The 24,799-nt window shown below is 39.2% G+C and carries 13 protein-coding genes; 2 read left to right on the top strand and 11 right to left on the bottom strand.

What is annotated here, in order from left to right; translation table 11 throughout:
- The first annotated feature begins 1 nt into the window (after position 1).
- Positions 2–541 carry a conjugal transfer protein TraO gene (locus CWD90_RS16170; protein WP_103477118.1) on the top strand — a complete coding sequence of 180 codons (540 nt, stop codon included), beginning with the start codon at positions 2–4 and terminating at the stop codon, positions 539–541.
- A gap of 11 nt (positions 542–552) precedes the next feature.
- Positions 553–3,591, top strand: a complete 3,039-nt coding sequence (locus CWD90_RS16165) for a TraQ conjugal transfer family protein (RefSeq protein ID WP_103477117.1) — start codon at positions 553–555, stop codon at positions 3,589–3,591.
- A 32-nt stretch (positions 3,592–3,623) separates the two neighbouring features.
- On the opposite strand, the gene CWD90_RS16160 is transcribed toward CWD90_RS16165, so the two are convergent.
- From CWD90_RS16160 to CWD90_RS16110, 11 genes are all read right to left on the bottom strand, one after another.
- Positions 3,624–4,109: a hypothetical protein gene (locus CWD90_RS16160; RefSeq protein WP_103477116.1), complete on the bottom strand. Its 486-nt coding sequence runs from the start codon at positions 4,107–4,109 to the stop codon at positions 3,624–3,626.
- Between the two features lie 627 nt (positions 4,110–4,736).
- On the bottom strand, positions 4,737–4,931 hold the full coding sequence (locus tag CWD90_RS16155) for a hypothetical protein (protein WP_103477115.1): 195 nt from the start codon (positions 4,929–4,931) through the stop codon (positions 4,737–4,739).
- 81 nt (positions 4,932–5,012) lie between these two features.
- Positions 5,013–5,594 (bottom strand): JAB domain-containing protein, encoded by a 582-nt coding sequence (locus CWD90_RS16150; protein WP_103477114.1) that lies wholly within the window; start codon positions 5,592–5,594, stop codon positions 5,013–5,015.
- Between the two features lie 602 nt (positions 5,595–6,196).
- On the bottom strand, positions 6,197–6,586 hold the full coding sequence (locus tag CWD90_RS16145; RefSeq protein ID WP_157941256.1) for a DNA-directed RNA polymerase subunit alpha C-terminal domain-containing protein: 390 nt from the start codon (positions 6,584–6,586) through the stop codon (positions 6,197–6,199).
- A gap of 701 nt (positions 6,587–7,287) precedes the next feature.
- Positions 7,288–7,884: a c-type cytochrome gene (locus CWD90_RS16140; protein ID WP_103477112.1), complete on the bottom strand. Its 597-nt coding sequence runs from the start codon at positions 7,882–7,884 to the stop codon at positions 7,288–7,290.
- 213 nt (positions 7,885–8,097) lie between these two features.
- Positions 8,098–8,619 (bottom strand): hypothetical protein, encoded by a 522-nt coding sequence (locus CWD90_RS16135; protein WP_103477111.1) that lies wholly within the window; start codon positions 8,617–8,619, stop codon positions 8,098–8,100.
- Between the two features lie 212 nt (positions 8,620–8,831).
- A complete protein-coding gene (locus tag CWD90_RS16130) occupies positions 8,832–10,466 on the bottom strand; it encodes a tetratricopeptide repeat protein (RefSeq protein WP_157941255.1) in 1,635 nt (544 codons plus the stop codon).
- Positions 10,467–10,947: 481 nt separating this feature from the next.
- Positions 10,948–11,289: a hypothetical protein gene (locus tag CWD90_RS16125; protein WP_157941254.1), complete on the bottom strand. Its 342-nt coding sequence runs from the start codon at positions 11,287–11,289 to the stop codon at positions 10,948–10,950.
- Positions 11,290–12,096: 807 nt separating this feature from the next.
- Positions 12,097–12,915, bottom strand: coding sequence for a helix-turn-helix domain-containing protein (locus tag CWD90_RS16120; protein WP_103477108.1), 819 nt, complete (start codon positions 12,913–12,915; stop codon positions 12,097–12,099).
- Between the two features lie 588 nt (positions 12,916–13,503).
- On the bottom strand, positions 13,504–14,478 hold the full coding sequence (locus CWD90_RS16115; protein WP_239986544.1) for a PorP/SprF family type IX secretion system membrane protein: 975 nt from the start codon (positions 14,476–14,478) through the stop codon (positions 13,504–13,506).
- Positions 14,475–24,653: a T9SS type B sorting domain-containing protein gene (locus CWD90_RS16110; protein WP_239986543.1), complete on the bottom strand. Its 10,179-nt coding sequence runs from the start codon at positions 24,651–24,653 to the stop codon at positions 14,475–14,477. Before CWD90_RS16110 ends, CWD90_RS16115 begins: the two co-directional genes overlap by 4 nt.
- Positions 24,654–24,799: the final 146 nt, after the last annotated feature.

Raw genomic sequence — 24,799 nt, 5'->3', positions numbered from 1 at the left:
AATGAGGAACTCCATAACAGTTTTGGCACTTTTCATTTCGACAATGGCATACACGCAAAGTGGCAATTATGCCTCATCGGTCGGAATAAGCGGGGGTTACGCAGAGGATGGTTATGGTATAATGGCCACGTTCAACTACCACGTGAACCGGGACCGATATGTGCAATTGAGCATATTTGCCGCCATTGCAGAGGATAAAGGTTCGTTTGATATTCCTTATAACATTTTCACTGTACAGCCCGGATACTTTATCAAGATTTGGGAACAGAAAAATTTTAAACGGTATGCCCTCAATTTTGGCGGTGGGGCAATTATCGGATACGAGGTCATTAACAATGGCAGCAACTTGCTTGAGAACGGAGCGATCATAGATGCTAGAAGTCAATTTATATATGGAGCCTATTTGGGACTGGAAGGGGAAATAACCCTCAGCAATGATTTCTCCTTTCTACTAAAGGCCAACGAATACTATCACGTCAATAGCGATGTAGGAAATTTTTATCCTTATGTCGGAATTGGTCTTCGCTATTTTCTGTTCTAAACACTTTGAAGATGAAAAACTACAAAAGAATAACTAAAGTAGCACTGGGTCTTGTCTCCTTAATATCAGTGCTTATCATTGCTTGTAGCAAGGATTTTGAGGATATTATTTTGGATGATTTTGATTTTGATTTCTCCATTGAACAGCCGGAAACCAGTTTCGTTTTTGAAAGTGCCAGAACTTCCTTTTCGATTGTTCCTGAAAAAGAAATAAGTACTGTTCATTATTATGCGCGATATACGACTTTGAATGGCAAGGGATACTTCATGAACATGGCAGGCGATACTATCCGTGATAATGATACGCTGAACATTATCGACAAGCAGTGGTCATATAATTATGTAGCCATCGATACAGGCATGCATAAAATTAACTTCATTGCATGGGATTCAAATGCCAGGGAGAAAAAATTGGAACTATTGCACTATGCCAAATACGCCAGTTTTAGCTTTTTGCTAAACAAAGGAGTCAACGATTTTATCATCAATTCCAAGAATCCTGTGAACGTAACACTTCTTAGGGATAAGGAAACCGAAAACCCCGATAATAAAGGGGAATTTGAAATAACGTATCAGATTGAAAATGGAACCGGGAAACTCTATTTGAAAGAAGAAGCTTTTGACGCTGGAAAACCATTTAACTTACCAAAAGGAATTTCGGAGATGGGATACCTTCCGGATACCTTGGGCGAACATAGATTAATCGTTACGGCCAAAGCTCCTGATGGTGCTACCTTGACCGAGGTTCTACTTCTTACTGTACTTAACCTCGGCTTTACCATTAATGCCACCGCGGCATCGACCCAAGTGGAATTGAATACTAATCTGGCCGTCGCCATAGATCTGAGGACCCAAGACGAAGAATCTGACGTAGCATATGAAATTACCCATTCCTTTTCACCTACTAGCGAAGGTGCTGGTACCGTGCGCGACCAGAACGGTGGTGTAATGGATCCAGGTAAATATAGGCCTATAATTCCCAATTCGTACAATTTCACTTTTACGAGTACTGAACTGGGAAAACGGACAATATTCTTTGATGTGAGGGATTCCAACGGACAGATAAAACAGGACAGCGTTGAAATCGAGGTGGCGAACATCCCATTTACTTTTTCCGGTAATTCGGAAAGCAATTCAGTTTTTTTAAATGAGCGTACTCAACTCAATTTTAATATTAAATCCAATGGCAACACAGAGAATATAGATTACAATATTTCCTATGAAATTGTGGAGGGCAACGGAAGGCTGACCGGGATCAATGGCAACACCCTACAGAACTCAACAGGCTATCCAGTTGAACTTGGTAACTTTTCACTTTATTATTATCCAGAAAATTTGGGTTCGCACCAGATATCATTTATTGTAACCGACAATTACGGGCAAGAAGTGGGGCCGGTCAATATTGACCTTGAAACCAAACAGAACGATTTTACCGTAAGTATAACCCCATCGAAGACTTCGGAATTTGCAAATTTACCGGTAAATGTAATTATCGATATCAATGAAATACCTGAAGGAACCAATGATACATATGAAGCCTTTTATTCATCCGGCAAGAATAGCTCATTGCGGGTAAACGGAACGGAGTATGGTCCAGGCGAAAAATTTCAACTTGGCCCAAACAATAATAATGTAGTCTATACAGGTACTCAAGCTGGTCAGCATGATATTGTACTGAGTGTAGAATCAAGTGCGAATGTTACGCATACTGCAAATACTTCGGTCAACTACAACCAAGTAGATTTCTTGTTCACTGGAGGGAGTCAAAAAACCGATATTTCAGTCGGCGAGATCACCTCGCTTAACTTCAACATTTCAGAAAGTATTGGTTCTTCCGAATATACCATCCGATATAGCTTAAACGGAAATGCCCTCATCAAGAATGAAAATGGCACAGAAGTGAGTGCAGGGAATATTTATGATGTTCCCAAAGGAAATTTCAACTGGAGCCTGGAAGGCACCGACGAGAGCAATATCAATTTGACTTTTTATGTTCAAAACGAAACCGGTCTTGAAAAAACTGTTACTATATCCATTGATGTAACTCCAAAGAATTATAATTTTAATGCTAACGCGACACAATCACAGGTATATACAGGAGAAATTGTAGCTATTAATTTCAATATTACAGAATTGGGCATTGGAGGTGATAGCTATGTGATGTATTTTTCATCGGGAAGCAGTAATGGTAACTTTGAATATCAAGGCAATACCTATGCTGCTGGAGAAAGTTTTAACGTTCCAGTTGGCTCTTTCCAAGGAAGGTATATAGGAATATCTGAATCCAATCATAATATTGAGTTTACGGTCAGATCATCTTCAGAAGTTGAAAAAACAGCAGATGTCAATATTAATTTTGAAAATTATGAAGAATTTTTTGATTTTACCGTCGGTCAGTCGTCCCAAGATAAATATGAAAATCAACCCTTCCTATTGAATGTGGTCACAAATGCCACCTCTGGACACGATACAACTGTCATGTACCAAATGACATTTGAATTTGCCGATATGAATGGTGGGTACATAAACCATCGGGGAAAAATATATAGGGAAGGTGAGGTTATTCCCTTGGAGTACGGTTCTGTTGCTATGCAGTTTTATCCACAAATCGACGACAGTTTTACTATTAATTTTCGTGTCGAAAATTCAACCGGCATATCACAGACCACCAGTGAATCGATTTTAATGCTTAAAAAGCCCACAGCAGCTGTCAAAGGAGAGAAGCATAATATCCGATGTGGTGGTCTTAATGGCTGTGACTACGTGGTTCGGATATATACCTGTTTTGCTGCAAATTGTTCCGAAGCCTATAATGGTGCCACTTTACAACAGGTGGAGGTTCGTATTTATAACCGTAATAATAATAGATGGGATACAATGTTATTCAATTACAATGACGCAAGAGGATCGGGTGTTGAACGCTATTTTGAACTAGAGGAAGAACCGAGGGAGAATAGACTTAAATACCTAGACCAAGATTATGAGGTCAGGGTACAGGACAGCAATGGGCAATGGAGTAATACAGTAAGGGGGTCAATAATTAGGGTATAATGGAAAAAGTAACATAAGAACCATTTTGGCATTTAACTTTTTTTGAGGATAATGGTTACCAAAACATCGGTGCCATCAAGATTATCCTCGGTCTCTACCACAAGTTTATTTTTGGTAAATTCCATAATCTTCATTTCGTTTCGTGTATCAAAAACGATACGATTATTGTTTATGAGTTCGTATGAATCTGTTTCAATAGTGGTAAACGCTTGATTTCCATCACAAGCAAGCCCGTTCTCGTTGATGTTATAAGCTCCTTTCTCTCCTTCCCCCCTTTTAGCAAAAAAGGTCAAATTATCTTTGATACATTGTTTAATTTCCTGTGTGTTGAACAAATCTATATTTGAGGTGCCGTCGCCATTGATATCTACCGCTCTATCGGTCATTATGGATTCATATTCCCATTGTCCCAGTAGGGCTTGAGCCTTGTCCGATTCTGAAAGATTGGCATTGTCATTACTACAAGCAAAAAATAGTAAGATTGAAAAAATGAGAAAAACATTAGTATTAATTTTCATCTGTTTATTTTTATTGTTTTTGAAAGGTCAGATGTAATTCGCCAATAATCATTTACTCACGATTTTTTTATTTTAAATTTTGGAGTTCGTGAATCTTCGATTTCGGTTGGTATCAAGAATTGTCATGGCTCATTTCATAAGAACATGTTTTAGACCTTTGCATAAAGATAAATATTATGGGCATAGGTATGGCAATCATAAAAACAGTAATAGCTTGTAAGGAGTCGAAAAAATGCATGAAGGGCATTTTTTCGACTCCTTTTGCATTCTTATGCGGTTCCTAGATGGTTAAAAAAACCTAGTAGGCTTCACATGCTTAGCTCTATTTTATTTCTGAAACCGTAAGGTTTCCAATAAGACTTTTCAGTTTTTTAGAAGTTTAATTACTTGTTTATAAATTCGGTCGATAGTCTATTAGACTTTGTTTAGAGACGATAAGACCAAGAGCAAATACTCTGTTCTGAAAAATCCACATACTATATTCCCAATAATATATTCAATTTTTGCAATTGTTTAATTACACTTCCATAATTTGACAAAAACCCTTTAGCGTAATACCTGTTGCCCTGTGAGGCCTCATGGCTCTGGCTTTATGGTTTTGTTTCTTTAAATTCGAAAATAAAGGGTTTAATCCCGATGGAACCCATATTTCACCAACTCTTTCAACAAAGATTCATAATGCTTTTCCGGAAAATTCCTTCGTTCGTTTATAAAATGCCGTAGGGTATCCCTTGGCATTTCACAGTTGTCCTCCAACTTCCTAATAGAGAGAGCTTCCCGTTCCAACAACCAATTTCTTAGGGGTACAAACTTATAATCCATAGTGGTATAGATTTTTGAACTTATCACAAATGTACTCAAAAGCGTACAATTCTAATAATATAGTTAAATCAAAAAAAGGGCTTAAAAAAGCCCTTCATCTGCAAAGGAGTAATATCCCTCCCTAGAGATTATTATGCTGTCAAGGGTTGATATGTCCACCAACTTTGAAGCTTCCCTCAACTTATTGGAGATTTGCTTGTCGGCTTCCGAGGGATTTAGATTCCCTGATGGATGGTTGTGAACCAGGATCAGGGAGCTTGTCTTGATCAGGATGGCATGTCGCAGCACATCCTTTGTCGAAATGAGACAACCGTTATCAGTGCCAGATGTAAGATGGTGTATGTTCACCACCTGATTTTTACGGTTCAAATGTATGACCTTCACTTCTTCGTGATCGTCCATTACATCGTCAAAGAAGGGATATATGAACTCCCTCACGGAACTGGAAGAGGTTATTTGAAAACTGGGCAGTTCAGTTCTCCTGTAAATGGCCGTTAACTCTCCAACGAAATCTTTAAAGGTTGCGATTCGAATGTCTTTCATAATAGTATTTTTTAAGATTATGCGGCGAAAAAAATCAACGGGAGCGCAGCGGTGGGGATAGGTCCATGTGGAGATTTTAAAAAATTGTGGTGGGCTCCCCCGACAGGAGGGATACCCCATTTTTTCAAATACTACATGGACAGGGCAAATGCGGCTTGATTAAATTGCGGCATAAGTATGAAAAATGAATTTTTAGGCTGGCACCTACCATTATAAAAAAGAAATACCCGAATCGTTTTGAGAGGGTTCGATACCCTTGCAAAATGAATTTCCTTGTTCACTGCATAGGCAAAACTCTCTATATGTTTTTATAAATCTTCCAAAACCATTTCCAGAACCAATTAGGGATTCCATTTTTTATTTTTTTCATGGTTCGCTTATAAGAAGTTCCGAAACAACAGAATGTTAAAGTTCATGTTACACCTTAGGTCAAAACGAAAGGGTTATTTGGCAAAATTCCTAAAATATGGCAATGTCAAAACCTTGTCCTTTTACTGTATAAACCCAATGAATACCTTGCTTGATAGAAAGTCAAAATGAATTATCCTTTAAATGAAGATAAAATGATTCGAATAGAAAAATTGAGATAAAGCTCCCCAAACGGAAATGGTGGCAAGTAAGTTTGGGATTGGAAATAATTTACATATCTAGCAATGCAGACCCCATAGAACTATTAAAGACGATAAAAGAACTGCTGAAAATTTGGCTTTCAGATTAATGTGCTATGGCTTCATTTGGAGATTGGCGAACAGACAGAGTTCCTTGATCTCGTCTACCGTTTTTCTTCCGGCATTCTTGGTGTGCAAAAGTTCCTTCAGCGATAACCGGGACAAATCCTTGATCGTTCCTTCCAATAAGTCTATACAATCTATAGTTTTCAATACGTTCAATGCCCGAGTGGACAATGGCAATTGGCAGATCTTAGTATTCTTGTCAACACCGATAAATTTTGATATCGAGCTTACCTGATTGTCCATTTCCTTATAGAGGTGGGGAACCTGTTTCTTGAATTTCCTTATGGTAGACAGGGCTTCCAAAAATTCAAAGTAAGTGATCATTTCCTTTTTCATTACATAGTCTTGGGTTGGCATCTCGATTGTTCTATCTGTCAATCCTAGTGTTTTTTTAAACCTTCAACCGGCCACTTTAGTATATTGACTGGTGTGCTTTGGATGCGGGGGACGAAATAATCCTGAATCAATCTAAATTCATAACCCCTGTTGGCCAACTAATCCACACAGTAAAGCCGTAAAATATTGGGGGTCCATATTTTCAATTCTTGCCTTCCCTCCTACCTTTGCTACAAGATAATACATAGCTTGGCCTTTTGGAAGCATTCAAAAAGACTTCATTAGTTCCAAAAGAAATTGTTCTTGTTTAAAGGTATCCAAAAATTTATTCATCGAGCTTAGAAGAAAAATTTTCATCCTTGTTTGAACTTTGGAGAAGATCTGTTCTTTATTAGAAATTGGATTAATTTTCAATTCTCTCTATCCTCTCTTTATTATAAGCGATCTCAATTTAATAGTCCAAAAGCCTAATTATCCTTGATTTAAACCTTTACTCGGTCTAAAGTGAAAATGGTACAGTCTCAATTTCACGACTAAATTGGTCAAGTTAAAATTGGGTAAACTCAGGCCAATTAACATTATTTACCCCTTGTAAAGAAGCATTAAACAACTTCACATCACGAGACCCGATCGCTGGGTGGTTCTGAGGGTGCATTACATTCCTTGTTCGGGATGTAATTTTCTTCTGGATGATAGGGCGGTTTTATTAATATAGTTTGTGTTCAAATCATAATAAATTGCCGTTACATTTTATCTGGTGATATTGGAGGTGGTGGAATGTTTCTAACAGGTTTAATGCTCTTTAAGTATAAAAAGATTGCATTAATGTCCTGATCTGTCAAACTTACATAGTTTAACCATGGCATCGGTGGTAAAAGATTTCGCCCACCATCCATTCCTTTTAATTTTCCTTGGGTGATTGCTTTTTTGAATTGTTCTTCTGTCCAATTGCCAATACCTGTTTCGTCCGGTGTTAAATTACCTGCAAAAGAAACACCCCAAGGCCCTGCTGCAGCTGTCAGGTCAGGATAAAACATTCCAAAACCCTCTTTAATCAAGGGATTTTCGAACTTAATGATTGGTCTACCTCCTGGATACCCGGATAACATTAATTCGGGAATGATTTCAGGCCCGTTGGCACCCATTCTTTTGGGAGAGTGGCAGTCATTGCACCCCATAATTGTTACAAGGTATTCGCCATGTTCAACAACATCTTTAGATTTTGCAGCAACCGTAGTATAGTCTTCAGCACTATTTTTTTTTCTATTTGAGCAAGATGTACCAAAAAAAGCAAAGCTTATTACTAATAATATCAGTATTAGAAAGTTTGTTTTCTTCATTTTTTAGATTAATTACTAGTATGACATTTTAATTTCGCCACGACTTATTTGAGGCGGTTATGACACTTACCTTTTAACCGCTATCACTCATAAGTTTCATGTGGTAATGTAATTTTATACCATCTAATTAGGGTATTCTTATCAATGATAAAATTTAAGCATTAACTGTTAAAGTATAGCATTGAATACTGGGATTGAGCGCCAAATTATCGTCTATGCCTTGGTTGGTACTATCCTAACCAATTTAATTTTTTTATCCTTTTTCAACTCCACCTGGTACGCCGAAACAACAGGTTTGTTTTGGGAATAATCAATAGAATACGATATATTATTGAAGGCCCACCCAGGATAATCCTTTGCCAGTTGACCACTAATACTGTAAGGCATTTTTATACCGGTATAATATTCTTCACACCGAATAATAGTGCCCATATAATCATAAACTGCCTTAATAAAATTTTCATTGTCTTGAAAAACTACGGTATAGGTAATGGACTTATTACTATTATATATAGGTTGGGTTTTGATGTCATACTTTGCAGCTAACTTCTGTAATTTCTTTACGCTAACTGCTACAGATTTAACTGCCATATGTTCTAAATACTGCTTATTTAAACCTGTAGTTTTGGTAGAAGTTAGCGTATTGGTATTGTTTGTAGCTATCGCCAAAGCGTTTTGGGAATAAATTAGGCCGTTAAAACCTAAAATGAATAAACCAATAATAAATTTTTTCATTTGTGATACGGATTTAAAAGTTATAATTAATTATTTAAAGCCATGAAAACAATAAAGGACTTGAAGCAAGGTTCTGATTTTGAGGTGCTACTAAATTATAGAATACAGGTCGAGAAACCTTAAAACCAGTATAGACAATCAATGAACAGCTGATAGACACTAAATAGACAATGGAAAAAAATGAAGCTAGCAAATGCCTTTTATATTGGCATTTACAAATCTTGTATAAAAAAATCTAAATCGATATTTTCAGGGAGATCGAGTTTTTTTCTTAGGCGATAACGACTAGTATTTAAGGAAGCCATGGTTATATTTTGAAGCGTTGCAATGCTCTGACTTTTAATTTTTAATCGAATTAAGGAGCAAATCCTGATTTCATTTTTGCTTAAATTAGGATACCTGTTGCTGAGTTTACTATAAAACGTATTACTCAACTTATCTAGACGTTCAAAGAATTCTTGCGTATTAATATCAAAACTGATTTTGTTCGTAATATCTTGGTCTAAGGCTTCAATCATTGCATTTCTATCTTTAGGACTGGCCGATTTAATTTTCTCCAATCGATTCGCAAGATGTTTTGCCCAATCTTGGTTTTGGGTTAAATTAATGGCAAAATCCGAAAGGTCCCGTTCTTTGGATTTTATTTCAGAATTAAGCTGTTCCACCTTTAAAGCTGAATTTTCAAGCTGCTTCTCAGTCAACATTTGATGGTTCTTTAGATGGATAAGATGCTGTCGTCGACTAAAAATAAAGAATAATAATAAGATAATAAATACAGACGATACAAGCCCTATAATCCACAACTGCGCTCTTTGGTTTTTGATTTTGTTTTCTTTTTGGAGTTGATCGATCTTGAAATTAAGTGCTATCCTGTCAATCGTGATATTATTGAGTTCCTCTTGCCAATTTTTGTCCGCCTTGGAAGCAACCCTTTGTATACTATCCGCGTACTTTTTAATGAATTTGGCAGTGGTATAGGCTGCATTAATGTTATTTTCCTTTTGAAGCAATGCCTGTTTGGCTTCTAGAAATTCCAATCGCGATTCAGAACTTATAGTATTTTCGGAAGGATAGGACGCAATAATACTATCCAATCCAACGAAGGCTTTTCGTGCCTCCTCCAATTTATTCAAATGAATGTTGGCATTAACTAATTGTGCCCCACTACTTATTAACCTAGGAATATCTTTGGTTAGGGATTTTTCATTAATGGCATGCTTGTAAAACTCAAAATTAGAAGCATATAACAGCTGTGCTTTTTCGTAATGATTTTGTTCTACGTATATGTCGGCAATATTATCACGAATACTTCCAATTAAGGTATGGTTTGGAAATTTGTCTTCCATAATTCGGTAGGCTCGCTTAAATTGTGACAAGGCAGAATCCAATTCTCCTTTATGCCAATACAATAATAAACCATAGTTATTGATTGCTGAAGGATGGTAGATATAACCTAGTTCCTTGGTAAAATCCATATTGATTTTATGCTGTAGGGCAGCACTGTCCAAAAGGCCAAGTTGAGCATAATTTTCCGCAAGAATACTATGTGCATAGTTACGCATCTCCACATAGGTTTCCCGTTCCGATGCTAATAATTCTTTTTCATGCTGTTTATAATAATCGAAGAAATCCAAATATGATTTAATAGACTCTTTTGGAAACCCTATTTGCTTAAACCAATTGCCTGAATGAAGGTAACTGTCTAATATAACGGTATAATGACCTTTGATTTTAGACAATAAATCCATACGCTTAAAATGCATGGATAAATATCGCTGTAATTGTGTTTCACTATAGGAGGATCGTCTAAAAGTATGGATATGGTCTTCAGGAAACGAAATGGCCATTGTATCACTGATCGCTTTATATCGATTAAAGACAACATCGCTCTCTATAATATTATTTTGAGATGAAATTTTGGATGTACATATAGTAAATAATACTAATACATAAAATCTTGATTTTCTATAAATTAAATGAGAGTTTTTATTTCTTGAAAAATACCTCCGTGCTTGCAACAATCCAAATCTATATAAATTAAATTGAAACATCCTGGCTAAAATAATTTTGGCTTTACTGTAGCGTTTATAAAAACTCATCCTTTATTTAAACTTTAAATAATCCAATTTCATTGCTGTTTCAATCTCGTTTGTTCTAGATTGACCGAATAAGTTAACCAAGTAAGTATCTGGACTAGATATCTCAGAAGTAATTATTTCATCATATTTTACTTTGCTAATAAACCCTTTTTCAAACAACGGTTGAAACGTTTTCTTAAGTATAGGATTGATTTTTTCTTTTTTTCTTTTTTCATCCTTTATTTTAGCTTTACAATTTGTTTATATTTCTAATTTTATCAGCGATTTTCTCAATACCCTTTCGTTCCCCTGTTTCGATATAGCGTGCAGCAATGGTTATACACGAACTGCACCATCCCTTTAGAATAATATCATTAAGATTAGTTATATAACTTTTATAATTTATCATCTTCTTGCGTTCTGTACCACAGTCACAAAATATTGAATTTATTGCAATATCAATGTCCTCTTTCCATGATGGGCCTAACATCAATTGAAGTTGCAATGGCCCTATTTCCACTTCGTCCTCATAAATGACATGTTCTGTTCGTTTTTTTTGGCATCTTTTAATCGTTAATTTGAACTTTCTCAATTTATAGGTTCTGGATAACTCACGAATTATCTGAATTACGGCGATAGACCACAACAAAGGCGGTTTTCACATCATAATTTTTTCCGGCTTCAACAAGATACCTACTTTTATAACAGAATAATAATCGACCCCAAATTTTATCATTTTCATATAGCGTTATCCTTTAGAGCTCTGTCCAATTGGCCAAAGCTCTTTTTGATTTAATCCTTTATTTGAACATTTAATTTTATCCTACAATATATTATTGAATTTCAATTTTTTTTAATTCTGGAAAGCTATAGTGTCTTATTTTACCATTATTTAATTTGATTTCGGCTACAGCATGCAAATGCGGTGGATTTGAAGCCATTTAACGTGGGTTCGGTTTAAGAAAAGTGGATTTTATATTGTAGAAAAGCTAAAAGTAGATATAATTAAACATCTAACACTCAGATGTTTAATTAATCTTTTATTATCTAAAAAAAGCAGGCAGGGACTAATTCTTTATGGTCTGGTTGTTTCTAGGATGAGAACTGCTAATTCAAATAAAATCAACTTTACACGTACCACTCGGAAGTATACAGAGTGGTCGACCTGCCCGCTAACTTTTATTTTATTGCCACCTTATTACGTTTTGGATTTAATAACTAAAATAATAAAAAAGAAGTACTTTGTCTTGTACGGATGCGACATAATCAGTTTAACTAAAAGCAGATTGGCGTAACTTGAAGATTTCTGTACCAATCCCGTACCCTTTTTTATGCCCTCGTGCCAATTTAGGGGAAAGTTGATTATTTCTAAAAAAAAAGCGTTCCATAACTTTTTGGATTATCGGCTAAATAGATAATTAATGTAATTCATATCCAGTTCCACAATGCTGTTGGGGGAAACCTTCAAATATTCCTTTACATACCTTGACATGTGAGATTGGTCATAATATCCCGCTTGATCGGCCAGCTGGGCCCAGGTAATCGTGGGCTGCGCCCGTAAAAGATTGATCAAGCATTTAAATTGATAAATTTGAGTGTATACTTTTGGGGATAATCCTATCATCTTCTTGAAATGTCTTTCCAATGTTTTCCGATGGCAATGACAATTTTGTTCAATATCCTTTATGGTAACTACTCCTTTGTTGATATGGATATATTCCATGACCCTTTTAATGTTATCCACTTCTTCCCGTACAGTATTCAAACCTAGAAAAAAATCATTCAAGACTTCGATTTGATACTCGCTGTTTTGATCTGCCCTCAATTTGGCCAACAGCTTATCAGCTTTCTCTTTGCCTAGAAACTCACTTAACGTCATGGCCTTATTTTTTAAGGAAGACATATCGGTTCCAAACAGTAGATACTTGCCCAGAGGCTGGAAAAATACCATGATCGTTTTTAGCGGACCAATGATCTGCCCATAAACTGGAAAGGTTACCTGCCCGGTAACCACAGCGCTTTCTGTAAAGAAATCTTCTCCCTCTAATTTTGCGACAAGTTTATTCTGCGTGTTTATCGATTGGATTATAAATCCGCTCAATCCCAAGGGAGGGGAAAAATAGGGTTCGTTGACCCCCTCTGGAATTTCCAGGATACCATAGCTGGCAATGTATTCCTGCAATTCTGGAAGGGGAAGATAAGTGGTTGGTTGGGTCATTGGTATATTAAAAGTTGGTTTTTTTAAATAGCTTATTGCGTCGCCGGTAAAATATCATAAATATTGCCAGTTTTCAGATGTTGAACACTAAAATAACAATCTACAACAGGAATATTCAGCAAATTAATTATTATGGCCGTAGGCCAGTATGTTGAATTACGGTTAGGTTTTTGGCATGGGATTACACCTAATACATATAATCCTTATCTTCTAATTCTTTTTGACCCTATAAATTAAACTTGTGTTGTAAATCAAAGTTCGCGTCCTTAGGGTTTGAGCTGCTGCATCCTACGCACGCAATGATTTGTGGGAATAAGCAAGATAGGAAATAATTGCATATTATTGGTTATCGTTCATGGACCGCATAATGTGCTTCTCACAAATATGACGATTCAGTGACCTAGTTTATGAAAGTATCTGGAACCATTCAAGGGATTTCTAAGGATTTGTTGCCATTGAAATTTTGACAATAGATATATTGGATACGCGGGCAACCCATAAATAACCCTTGTGGGTGTCAATTCCCATTTTTCATAAGGCCAAAAAAAACCGGTATGAATTTTTAATTGAACAATTCCTTCTGTCAGATCAATAGGTACATCGACAGTTACTGATCCCTTGGAATAGGTCCACGCCAATGGTTACCACGTGGGTACCGGTACTATAGCCCAATATTTCGTTAAGAATGATCTGATAGGAATATCCGAAATAGAAATTGCTTTTTTTAAGTCCTGCTAAAGGAGCAATGTATAGTGGTCGACCTATTTGGTCATTTAAAAATCGGTAGGTTACCCCCGCATAATAGTAATCCTCAAAATCGTACCATCTAAATTTTAGGTTTAAATCGGCCTCGGATCTGCCATCACTCTCAAATATTTTGTATAATAGGGAGGGTTCTATTTCCATATTGCTATTCCTGGATTTCTTATACCGGTATCCGGTATAGGCATAGAAATTTCTCAGTTTGTTGGGTTCATAGATGGGATCGAAGATATAAACGTCCTTATTGATAACGTTGGAGGCATTTACACTGAAATAAAAGGAATTTTTCCGGTACAAAAGACCTATATCGAAGTTATGGTTGGAAGTGGATCGATCATCGGTTACCCCAGGATCAAAACCCGCATCTATAAATTCTTCTACATTCAATCGAAATTGGTTAAAATTATAGGAGATACCAAAGGATAGGAATTCGTCCTCATAGCGGTTCAAGGTTAAGTGGTGGGCAAAGGATATACGTGCACCTTGCTGTTTGGTATAGCCATTGGAATCGTTGTATAAAAACAAGCCTATTCCCGATTTTTCCCCAAGCCTCATATCGGCCGCCAAAGATTGGGTCCTAGGGGCATCCTTAATACCAACCCATTGTGCAAGACCGTTCAGCCTTATTTTTACATGGTCGCCAATACCTGCATAAGTAGGGGATAAAACAAAAGGGTTATCCGCCAAATATTGGGAAAGCTGCGGTGAATTGAGTTCCTGTCCATTTACATTAAAGGCGCATAAAATCACAAAGAATACCACTAAATCCTTACCCTTTCTATATTTTGTCAGGATCATCATCGGTACAGTGTAAAATGCCCAAAAAATTCCCTTTGGTAATCTTCCTCATTAAATTGTACGACATACCAATAATCCCCAGTAGGCAATTCCTTACCATCATAGGTTCCGTCCCAACCATCAATATTGGATAATCTGGCTACTACCCTACCGTATCGATCGTAAATCTTTACCGTTAAATCGGAGAAATATTCCGCATTACCGGGCCTCCATAGGTCATTCATACCATCACCGTTCGGTGTATAGAAATTGGGCATTTTGATATCCACGAATTCCATGAAAATATTGGCGATGGCCTCACAACCATTTTCATCAACGACCCTTACTTCATAAGTGCCTGTTCTGCGAATACGGAAGGTGTTATCGCCGCCCATGTCAATTCCATTTAGATAAAAGGTATACTCCAACCTTCCTCCCTGGGTGACTGCTGTTATTTCATTCACGTTTCTTTGTTCCAAGGTAAGGGTCAAAGGATCATAGTTTTCTATAAGGAATCCTACGGTCTCTATACAGCCGTTTGCGTGTGTGATAGTAATGTAATGGTTCCCTGAGGCAATGTTCCTGAAATTTGGATCAAGTTGCATGTCCTCGGGGTCGGTAGTATCAAGGCCGTACATTACCTCGGACAGTAGCGATTGGTCCTCTAAAATGATATTGACATAATTATTTGGAGAGTTCCCAATACACTCATAGACTGGTTCTACGGTTGCCCTGAGGTTGACACCAGGATCAATCGTTGCAACAATATAGGTTTCACAATCCTGTGCATCCTTTATGAAAATCAAGTAATCACCTGCCGAAAGATCGGAAAAGTCCGTTCTGCCCAAAATATAATCCGTATCCGTATTGGAATTAATGGCTGTCCTATAGGGAGCAGTACCGCCACTGATGGAAAGATTAATGGACCCATCTGCGTTTCCGATACAGGTTTCCGGGGTGGTAATTGCGCTTCCCTCTATAACGGCGGGTTCGGAAATAGTATATTCGAGATACTCAAAGCATCCATTTTGATCTTGTGCTATTACGGCATAATCACCAGGAGCTAAATCGGTAAATGTATTTATCGAATCAAATTTGTCAAGATTGGGCGAAATGGAATAGATATATCCTCCTGCACCACCTGCAAGGTTCACCGTAATGGACCCATTTTCTTCACCAAAGCAACTTACATCAACCACCTGATCGGCATATGTTAAAGGTACAGGCTCTTCAATAATAACCTGTTCCGGTGCAGTAGTACAATCTTCACTTATAACATTGACCCAGTATGTGCCGGCCACAAGATCCTTAAATTCACCTACGTCCTGAGGCCCGGCCAATCTGTTGGGAGCTGTAATACTATTCAGGTAAAGTTCAAATTGGTAATTTCCCAAACCACCAGATGCCTCTGCACGTATTACAGCAGTGTTTTCACCTGTACAATTGATATAAGCCGCCGTTTTATTAACGGTCAGGATCAAGGGCTCGATCGGATTTTCGGTAATTGCATTGGAAACTATCGCCTCGCAGCCATTTATGGCATCCCGAACATAATATTGGTAGGTTCCAGCCCCTAAAACACCTGAAGCCGGTATACCCATTGGGTTGCTGGTCATTGGCAGGAAGGTAATATTGTCGAAACTATATTCATAGGTTCCGCTTCCACCAATTGCTGTAAGTTCAAATTCGGCACCTGTGGCACAGGTCAAGGGATCAGTCCTCACTAGTGAGGCAAAAACCATTGGAGGCTGGGTGATGGTTACTTGGTTGGTTTCCACATCACAATTCCATCCATCCGTTACCGTTATACTATAAATGCCGGCTCCCAATCCTGTAAAGGTATTGGACGTCTGCTCCCCAGACGTAAAATCCAATAAAGAACCGGCATCATCATAGTAATTTAAGCGATATTCGTAATTACCGCTTCCCCCACTTGTAACTATGGCCGTGACCGTAGCATTATTATCGTTATAACAATTTAACATGGTTGTTAAAGGAATGGCATTGGCAACAATAGGGACTGCTGGAGACAACACTTCGGCATCCAAATATACACAACCAAAATTATCGGTAACCTGAACATTAAAATTCCCCGCAGATAGCCCTGTGAACAACATTGTCCCCACATTACCAACATTGTATACTTGCCCTGTCGTGGTATTGGTCAATACGATATCATAAGGTGCATATCCGCCACTAGGGGCCACTAAGATTTCACCCATATTATCGGTACATCGCGCTTCGGCCACCGGATCAACGATGGCAGTCAAAGGCATATTGGGTGAACTAATTGTAATTACATTGGAATCATCCGAACAGTATGGAAATTCAGTCTGGGTTACCCTTATGTAATAATTTCCGCCAGATAATCCATTAACCGCTAAAGGATTTGTAGTTGAATTGCCTAATACTGATCGTATACTAACCCCAGTCTGGGTAAACACTTCATAATCATAAGTTCCGGAATATCCAGTAATCTGTAAATCCATGATGCCGTTACCATCCCCGAAACAAGTAACGGGGGAATTGGCCGTGGCCGATATATCCATTAGATCATAAGGAGCAATATCGTACGGGACAGTGTCAATATAACATCCAGTGGTTAAATCCGTTATCCGAAAAGAATAATTGCCAACAGCATTAAGGTTAAAAGAGGCAGATGTGTTGGTCGGTGTCCCAGTCAGTATCCCATTGGGGTTTCCAAGCGGCAACAGCTCAAAAGAATAGGAATTGGTCGGATTACCGTCATCGGTCACCGTAATTACAATTTCTTCGGGACCGGCACACGATATTGCACTGATTTGGGAAATGCTGGCGGTAAAAGTATTAAGGGGTTCTATGGTCTGTGTAGGCAAAACAAAAAGACAGCCATTGGCATCCCTTATTACGATATCATAATTGCCCGCATTTAATGCCTCATAGGTAAAAACAGTCCCTGAGGTGGGCCGGAAATTACCTCCGTTTACACTGTAGAAATAATTTGGAGTACCAGTGCCGGAAGTAATGGTAACCTCGATAATTGCCATCTGTGGCGCATTGTTTACATCGCAACCAAAAGGTGTTACATTGGTAATGGTTGCCATAAGGGCAGTTGGTTCCCCAATGGTCACTTGGTCCACGGCAATACAATTCCGGTTGGAGGTTACGGTGATGTCCCATACTCCTGCTGCTAATCCAGTGAAAACACCTGAACTTTGTGAAAAACTGGAGGCTCCGTTGGTTATTTCATAAACGTACGGCGGATTATCATTTACCCCGATACTTGAGGGCTCAAGATTTACATTGATACTTCCGTCCGAACCACCAAAACAACTAACATCGGTCCATGCTGTGGACAACAAGGTTATAGGTGTTGGCTCCTCCAATGAAATAGGGAGCTCAATATAACAATTTGGAGTGCCTAACAAATTGTCTGTCACCCGTACCACATAATCCCCAAAAGGAACACCTGTAAACTGATTGCCGATAGGAGTTATCCCTGATGGCGATGAATCTGTATTTAATAGCTCGATCAAGTAGGAGCCCGAGCCTCCGTTAACCGTAAATTCTATAACACCATCGTCAGCTGAACAACTTGGTTGTACCATTACCAGAGCACTTGCCTGTAGTTCCGGGGCAATAATAATACCCTGCATTTCACCACAGCCATTACTGTCCAAGATTTCAATGGTATGGCTCCCTGAATTTAAACCTGGAATAGTAATCATGCTGCCTACAGTGTTCAGGCCCGTAACAACCCTTGGGGCACCCCCGTCTACCCGTACTGAATACGGTGTAATACCTGCGGTCGTAAGTGTTATATCTATCGCGTAATTTCCTTCCGATCCCAAACATTGATTGTTTACGGCAAGGCTTATTTCCGGGGAAGGATCTGTTGGGACTACAACAGTATCCTGTTGGATACAGTTATTGGCATCTTTAATATAAACGATATAATTGCCTCCTTCCACATTAAAAACATTAGTAGAACTACCTGTCCAGGTCGCTACTGTCGGAGGTGTATCCGTTGATAAGGCAATCTGATATTCATAAGGAGCGGTGCCAAACTGACCAATTGCCGCTACTTGACCGGCATTTGAATTACAGTTGTCATTTTTTATCAGAGAAGCCGTAACCTGTAACGGATTTGTAGATTCTGAAATGGTAAAAACTTCAGATCCCACGGAGCAACCGTCATAACTACCTCCTACTTCATTAAATAAGACATAATATGTACCCGGGACCAAAGGACCCACATCGGTTACGCTTACGCCACTACCTACACTGGGGGGATTTACAATTACTGAACCCATAATACCAGTTGTGCTGTTGGATTGAAAATTAAATACTTCATAATTGACATTTGTGGCATCAGGTGCAAAATCGTCAATAGTAAAGCTTACATTTCCATCTGCATTTCCGGTACAGGTAACATTATTAATGGCATCCAAGCTGGTTGTTAGATTCGAAGGGGAATCAATAGGTAGATCCGCAGTTTCAAAATAATAACAATTACTGGTTAAATCATGTACCACAAAACTATAGGTTATACCAGGGAGCAATCCCGTAAACGTCGCCGTATCCCCTCCCGGAGTATCCGCAGATTGATAATCATTTATCGGGTCATCCACATAAGGAGCGATATAAGTTTCAAGAACGGCAAATTCATAATAGCCGCTCCCCAAGACTGAATTTACGGTAATGATAGCCGTTCCGCCCAAATTACAATCTACGGTGGCAGTACTTACATTAATATCCAAATCATCTGGTGGGGAAGCTATTATATTGGTTGTCCTTACAGAGCAACCATTGGCGTCTACAACGTCTATCTCATAGATACCGAACTCCAGAATGGTAAAGGTATGGTCCTCTCCCGCTGATGTGGTTGTATAACTATCGGAATGGCCATTATTTCCTGTGAGATAGTAGGTATACTCATTGGTCCCTCCACTGATATTGGTGACGCTAATAGAACCGGGGTCCGTACCATTGCTCGGGTCGCACATAATTGGTGTTACCACTATATCATAAGCTATAGGATCCGGCTCCTCAATGATTATTGTTTCCGTATCCGAGCATGATTTTGAATCCGTAACGGTTACTTCATATTCACCGGCAGGCAAACCAGAAGTTTGTTGGCCATAGGCAGTCCCCGTTGTTATGTTTACCACGGATATCGTATAGGGCGGTAGTCCGGTGGTGCCATCAATATTTACCTGAATAGTACCCCCATTTTCGCCATTACATAGAATTTCAGTAGTCTGAATTAATGAAATACTGGGAAGTACATATTGATCCACAGTTGTTGTGGTACTTACAGTACATCCACCGGCATCGGTAATGTTAAACGTATAGGTGCCCGCTGTGGGTGCAGCATAAGAAAAAGGAATGCTGGGGACCATGGTACTTGTTTGTTCCAAGGTTCCGTCCAAATAAACCTCGTAGGCGTAATTGGGAGATCCATCTGCTATAGAGATTTCGATTTCCGCTTCGGGGGAAACACTACAGTCCAAACCTTTGATAAGGTTTGAAGTCGCTGTCAAGGTCGGAAATATTTCCAAACTGGCCACATCTGTACAGCTCTTGCTATCTATGACTTCAACGGTATAATTGCCTGGTCCCAATCCTGTAAAATTGTTTCCCGATTGATAAGCACCTCCGTTCAATCGATATTGAAAAGGCGCCGTACCACCCGATAAAACATTTGCCGTTAAACTCAGTCCCACAGTACTATCATAACATAAATTATTGGCGATCAATTCCAAAACTGGAGGTGGAGAAGGTGTAAATACAAAATTTTGAGCAACTTCGCAACCTCCTGCATCCCTAACTGTAACCGTATAGTTTCCTGAGGTGTCATTTAGTCCGGAGAAAGTATTATTTCCCTGTGGACCCGTACTGGATCCGGAAGAAGGATCCATCAATTCGTATTCATAACCGCCCCATCCACCACTGGCAGTTATAGTGACCGCTCCAGTGGAGGTACATGAGATCTCTGTCACGTCCATACTTGCAATAAGAAGCGAAGACGGTGGAGCATTCACGGTAACGCTTGTAGTTGCCAAACAGTTGGTATCAGTATCGGTTATGGTTATGTTATAGGTCCCTTCGGCCAGTCCGGTCAGTGGAACGGTATTGGTAGTTACCCCTGTATCCGAAAATGTTAAAGGTCCGGTTACCACATAGTCATAGGAAGAATTAAAATTGCCCACATTAAAAGTTATGGCCCCATCGGATAAGCCAAAACAGCTGACATTATTCATCAATTGGCCGTTCACGCCAATTGGCACTATGGGAGCAATGGTATAGCTTTCCTGAATTGTACACCCCTTATCATCCGTAACCTGAAAAGTATATGTTTTTGGGGATAGGCCCGTGAAGGTTGCATTGCTGCCATTATTCGCCACATCCGAAGCGGGTGCTATGATTTCATAGGTAAAAGGGACATTGCCATCTACAACGGTAACGGTGACATCTGAGACCAAAGTAGGGCACACCGGTTGTGAGGAAACGAATATAAGATCACTAGGTCTATTTAATGGATTCAGTATTATTGGATCGGTCAACATGACACAACCAACCGCGTCCCTGATCGTAATGGAATAGGTACCCTCGGTGAGCCCAGTAAATCTTTCGGCACCCGGACCGGAGAAAAAGTTTACACCATCTATACTGTATTCATATGGTGCGATTCCGCCCGTCACGTTTTGTGCCTCTATGATTCCGTCCTGCAAACAGGAATAATCCTGAATTAATACGGCAATACCGTCAAGGGCATTGGCTGGGGCCGAAATGGTATGATACTCAAAATAATCACAGGAAGCACTTCCTTTACGTTGATTTATGACAATGGCATAATCTCCTGCCGATAAGCCTGGAAAATTACCTGATGAATTGGTGGCCAGGGCATTATTATAATCATAATTTTCTTCATCAAATGTGGCCGCGTCAAAAAGATAATAAGTTAGTTGATACCCATTACTGTTGACAAGGTTGAATCTTATTGTTCCGCTGGAGTCCCCGTAGCACAGTACATCGATTACCGATGTCGGGTCGAATTCCGCGGCCGGTCTGAATTCAATAGTTACCGTATTGGAAATAGAGACGCAGTTAAATCTATCGACTACAGCGAAGGTGTAGTCCCCTGGATCATAAATATCAAATATCTGGCTAGTTTGATATACCGATGCTGGAATATCATTGACCGATGGATATGAGATTACAGTTGCACCACCATTATCTACATAGGACCAGATAGCATAGGTATGGGGAGTTTTTCCCCCGCCGGAATCCATCAGGATATTACCTTCCTTACATGTTATGTGCTGAGATACCCTTGCTTTTAAGTACAAGTCATTGTTGTTGACTATAGTTACCTTTTCAGAATAGGAACAGCCATCAGCCGTTCTAGCAATAGCGATATAGTTTCCGGGATTAAGGGAACTAAATGTAAAATTATTATCCGGTTGGGCCGTCTCGCTGTCCACAAGCTTACCCAGCCCTCCGTTCGAACCATCATCAAGCCTTATTTCGTATCCATAATTGGGGTCGGCGTTGTTTATTTGAATATTGATCGAACCAAATCCTGTACAGCTAGCAGGAGTTGCAGTAACTGCATAGGTTACGTTCCTATCGAGAATTCCTATATTCGGAGTGCTAAAAATACACGCTCCGCCTATTGGAACACTAGAATTATCCAATTGTACGACTTCTACCCTGTATCCACCGTTTTGGCCCGGGTTGAAACTAAAGTTTGGACCATTGTTTGCACTAAAGGGTATTAAAATTGCACCACTGACTGCATTTACCAACTGATAGCCATATCCATTTCCTAAATTTGTAATCGTGATATTCCCTGGGTTGGCACAAATAATATCTTTTTTGTTATATTGAATATCAAGATCGTTTTGGAACACATTAAAATAGAAACGGCTGAAACAACCATTTTGATAATTGACCACTAAGCGGAACTTCCCAGCAGTATTGGCCGTATAACTGGAACCCGAAGCTATTGGATTCCAAGTACATGTGGCATTCTTGTTAGCGCAATTATCCCCGGAATCCGAACAACTCCCTTCTACCAAAAGCTCCCAAGAAATACTCGCAGCATCGCTAATGGCAACTTGGAGCAACTGCGTATCGTTTACCCCACATAAGAAAATCTTGGGCAAAGGGCTGCCATCAATGGAACAACTTACTATTTCACCTGAAATATTATTGGTGGGATCGGTATCGCCATTTAAGTTGTTGAAATAATCAACGATTGGATTGGTCTGGGTAGCTCCATAAAGTTCCACATTTATGATTTCAACAAACCCTTTACAGGGATCTGCGACTATTTTATCCACTAAATATGTCCCTATCCTTTCTACTACCAAAGTGCTTGCATCGTTATCCGGGTCTCCATCGTCCAATACAGAATCCGTTGCATCAATTTGATTATTGCCATTTTCATCCCTATACCATACATACTCGTCAAATCCATCACCTACATTCAAAATTAATTGTTCCCCGCAAAGTTGAACGGAACTGGAGAAGGTACAATCATTAAGGTCATCCAATAAGAAGTTTGTCGCCCCGGGCACTACAAATCCACAAGTGTTAAAATCATGGACACTGGGGTCGTCGGTAATTATATTGGTGTTGACCGCACCAGAATAGGTTGAAAATGCCAAATTAAGTATTTGATCGGAACAGGCATCGACAAAGTCATAGCAGTTCTCGGCCACCTTTACCCGCATACGTATACTGTATTCGGGGTCATTTTCTTGAACAAGTCCATCTGGTATCGTGAATACAATTGTTCTGGTAGGTTCATCGAAGGAGTAGGTCACCCCTATCGGAAGAACCAAATTAGCCTCGTCCAATGTAACGTTTATAGGCAATACATCGCGTATCGTATAATTCACCGTATCATCGTTACCAATATTCTGAAAGGTCAGTACATAATCCAAGGTCTGGCCTAGATTTACACCCAAGCCCGTAATATCATTGCCGCCTATATCCTCTACCCTTTTTTCCAGAACAATTTCTGGTTCGATCTGCTCTACCAAAAAAGCGGCCAAGAATGCACCATATCCGTCACCAGTGGATGTAAATCGCATAGTAGCTCCAGTTTCATCGTTGGGTAGTATGGAATTGCTAGGATTGTTCAGGTCAAAGATATCCAGATCCAATCCCAGGGTATTGGTCCCAAAAGGTGTCCGCGTCGAAACTTGATTGTCATTGTCCGATATGGTAGAGTTAAAAAAGTTATTGGCCGGGTTCAGATTGGTAGTCGACAGGTCGGTGAATGTTGCTGTCATATTGGCCTTCAATGCGAACCTATCATTGGTTATACTCCTATCTCCTTCCAAAGCCCCTACGGCCAGTCTTGCGTTTACCGGAAAACCGGAAGGTAGGGTCTTAAATCCGTTTACGTTTACATCAACGGACCCAATACTTCCGGACAATCCTGCATAGCCGTCAAACAAAGAAATAAATTTCCCTGTTTGTGAAGGATTTTCATAAATGACGACCATCACCCATCCTGCTGAACTGGATCCATTTCTAACCCCTTTTGTTGCGCGGATATTGGCGATGGTATATTCACCATTTGGGTTTGGATTGGCCCGTACCAGATCCGTTATATTTTTATAACATATGTAGGGAGAGTCCTTAAAAGAGTTATTGATATTGCTATAATCGTAACCATCGAAAATAATATCATCCTCTTCTCCAAATGGGTCAGGGGCGGTATCAGCAGTTAGGTCGATATAGCTGCCTCCAGGAACCTTAAATTTAATATTGAACCAATCCTCTATTCTTTGAGTGCCGGTAAATTGTGCAGAGCCATCGGTACTTCTTTCATTTGGATATGTTGCCGCCCAATAAAGTCCTGCATAGCGAACTTGGGAACAGGATGGATCAGGAATATTTAGCTCCGAACTACTGGAACTAAAAGTGGAGGAATCTCCATCGATATCGATATACTCCATCCAAAGGCTGTTGTTGTTTTCGGTACCATTGTAAGGGGTATTAGCCAGAGAAGGGTCAGTTTGGGAGGCCCTGTTCAGAATATTATTCCCCACAAAAATAATATCCCCCCGCATATCGATACTACCTCCGTTCAACCTAGGTGTAAAGGGGGCGGCTTCCTGTGCGCTGGCTGTGAAAATAAAACCTATCAATAACACGCATAGTGCCATCGACCATTTGGAATCGAGTAGATGTAAGTTCATTGTTTAACTAAGTTTGGGACAAAGTTGAATACAGGTTCGATCAATTGAGCCAATTAAATTGAGAGAAACCGTAATTCTAAAATTGAAATTAGGGGTTTCTACTTTTTAGAATTTTTAAATGTTGTGAAAAGTGTTAAAAATGTTGT

The organism is Arenibacter catalasegens (genome assembly GCF_002909235.1).
GTDB lineage: Bacteria > Bacteroidota > Bacteroidia > Flavobacteriales > Flavobacteriaceae > Arenibacter > Arenibacter catalasegens.
Note: the sequence above shows the minus strand (reverse complement) of the source record. Positions and strands in the feature narration are given on the sequence as shown.

Excerpts from the sequence above, each read along its gene's own strand:
- CWD90_RS16110 (WP_239986543.1), bottom strand. The coding sequence starts at position 24,653 with ATGAACTTACATCTACTCGATTCCAAATGGTCGATGGCACTATGCGTG.
- CWD90_RS16115 (WP_239986544.1), bottom strand. The coding sequence starts at position 14,478 with ATGATGATCCTGACAAAATATAGAAAGGGTAAGGATTTAGTGGTATTC.
- CWD90_RS16170 (WP_103477118.1), top strand. The coding sequence starts at position 2 with ATGAGGAACTCCATAACAGTTTTGGCACTTTTCATTTCGACAATGGCA.
- CWD90_RS16130 (WP_157941255.1), bottom strand. The coding sequence starts at position 10,466 with ATGGCCATTTCGTTTCCTGAAGACCATATCCATACTTTTAGACGATCC.
- CWD90_RS16165 (WP_103477117.1), top strand. The coding sequence starts at position 553 with ATGAAAAACTACAAAAGAATAACTAAAGTAGCACTGGGTCTTGTCTCC.
- CWD90_RS16155 (WP_103477115.1), bottom strand. The coding sequence starts at position 4,931 with ATGGATTATAAGTTTGTACCCCTAAGAAATTGGTTGTTGGAACGGGAA.
- CWD90_RS16150 (WP_103477114.1), bottom strand. The coding sequence starts at position 5,594 with ATGGGGTATCCCTCCTGTCGGGGGAGCCCACCACAATTTTTTAAAATC.
- CWD90_RS16135 (WP_103477111.1), bottom strand. The coding sequence starts at position 8,619 with ATGAAAAAATTTATTATTGGTTTATTCATTTTAGGTTTTAACGGCCTA.
- CWD90_RS16140 (WP_103477112.1), bottom strand. The coding sequence starts at position 7,884 with ATGAAGAAAACAAACTTTCTAATACTGATATTATTAGTAATAAGCTTT.
- CWD90_RS16160 (WP_103477116.1), bottom strand. The coding sequence starts at position 4,109 with ATGAAAATTAATACTAATGTTTTTCTCATTTTTTCAATCTTACTATTT.
- CWD90_RS16120 (WP_103477108.1), bottom strand. The coding sequence starts at position 12,915 with ATGACCCAACCAACCACTTATCTTCCCCTTCCAGAATTGCAGGAATAC.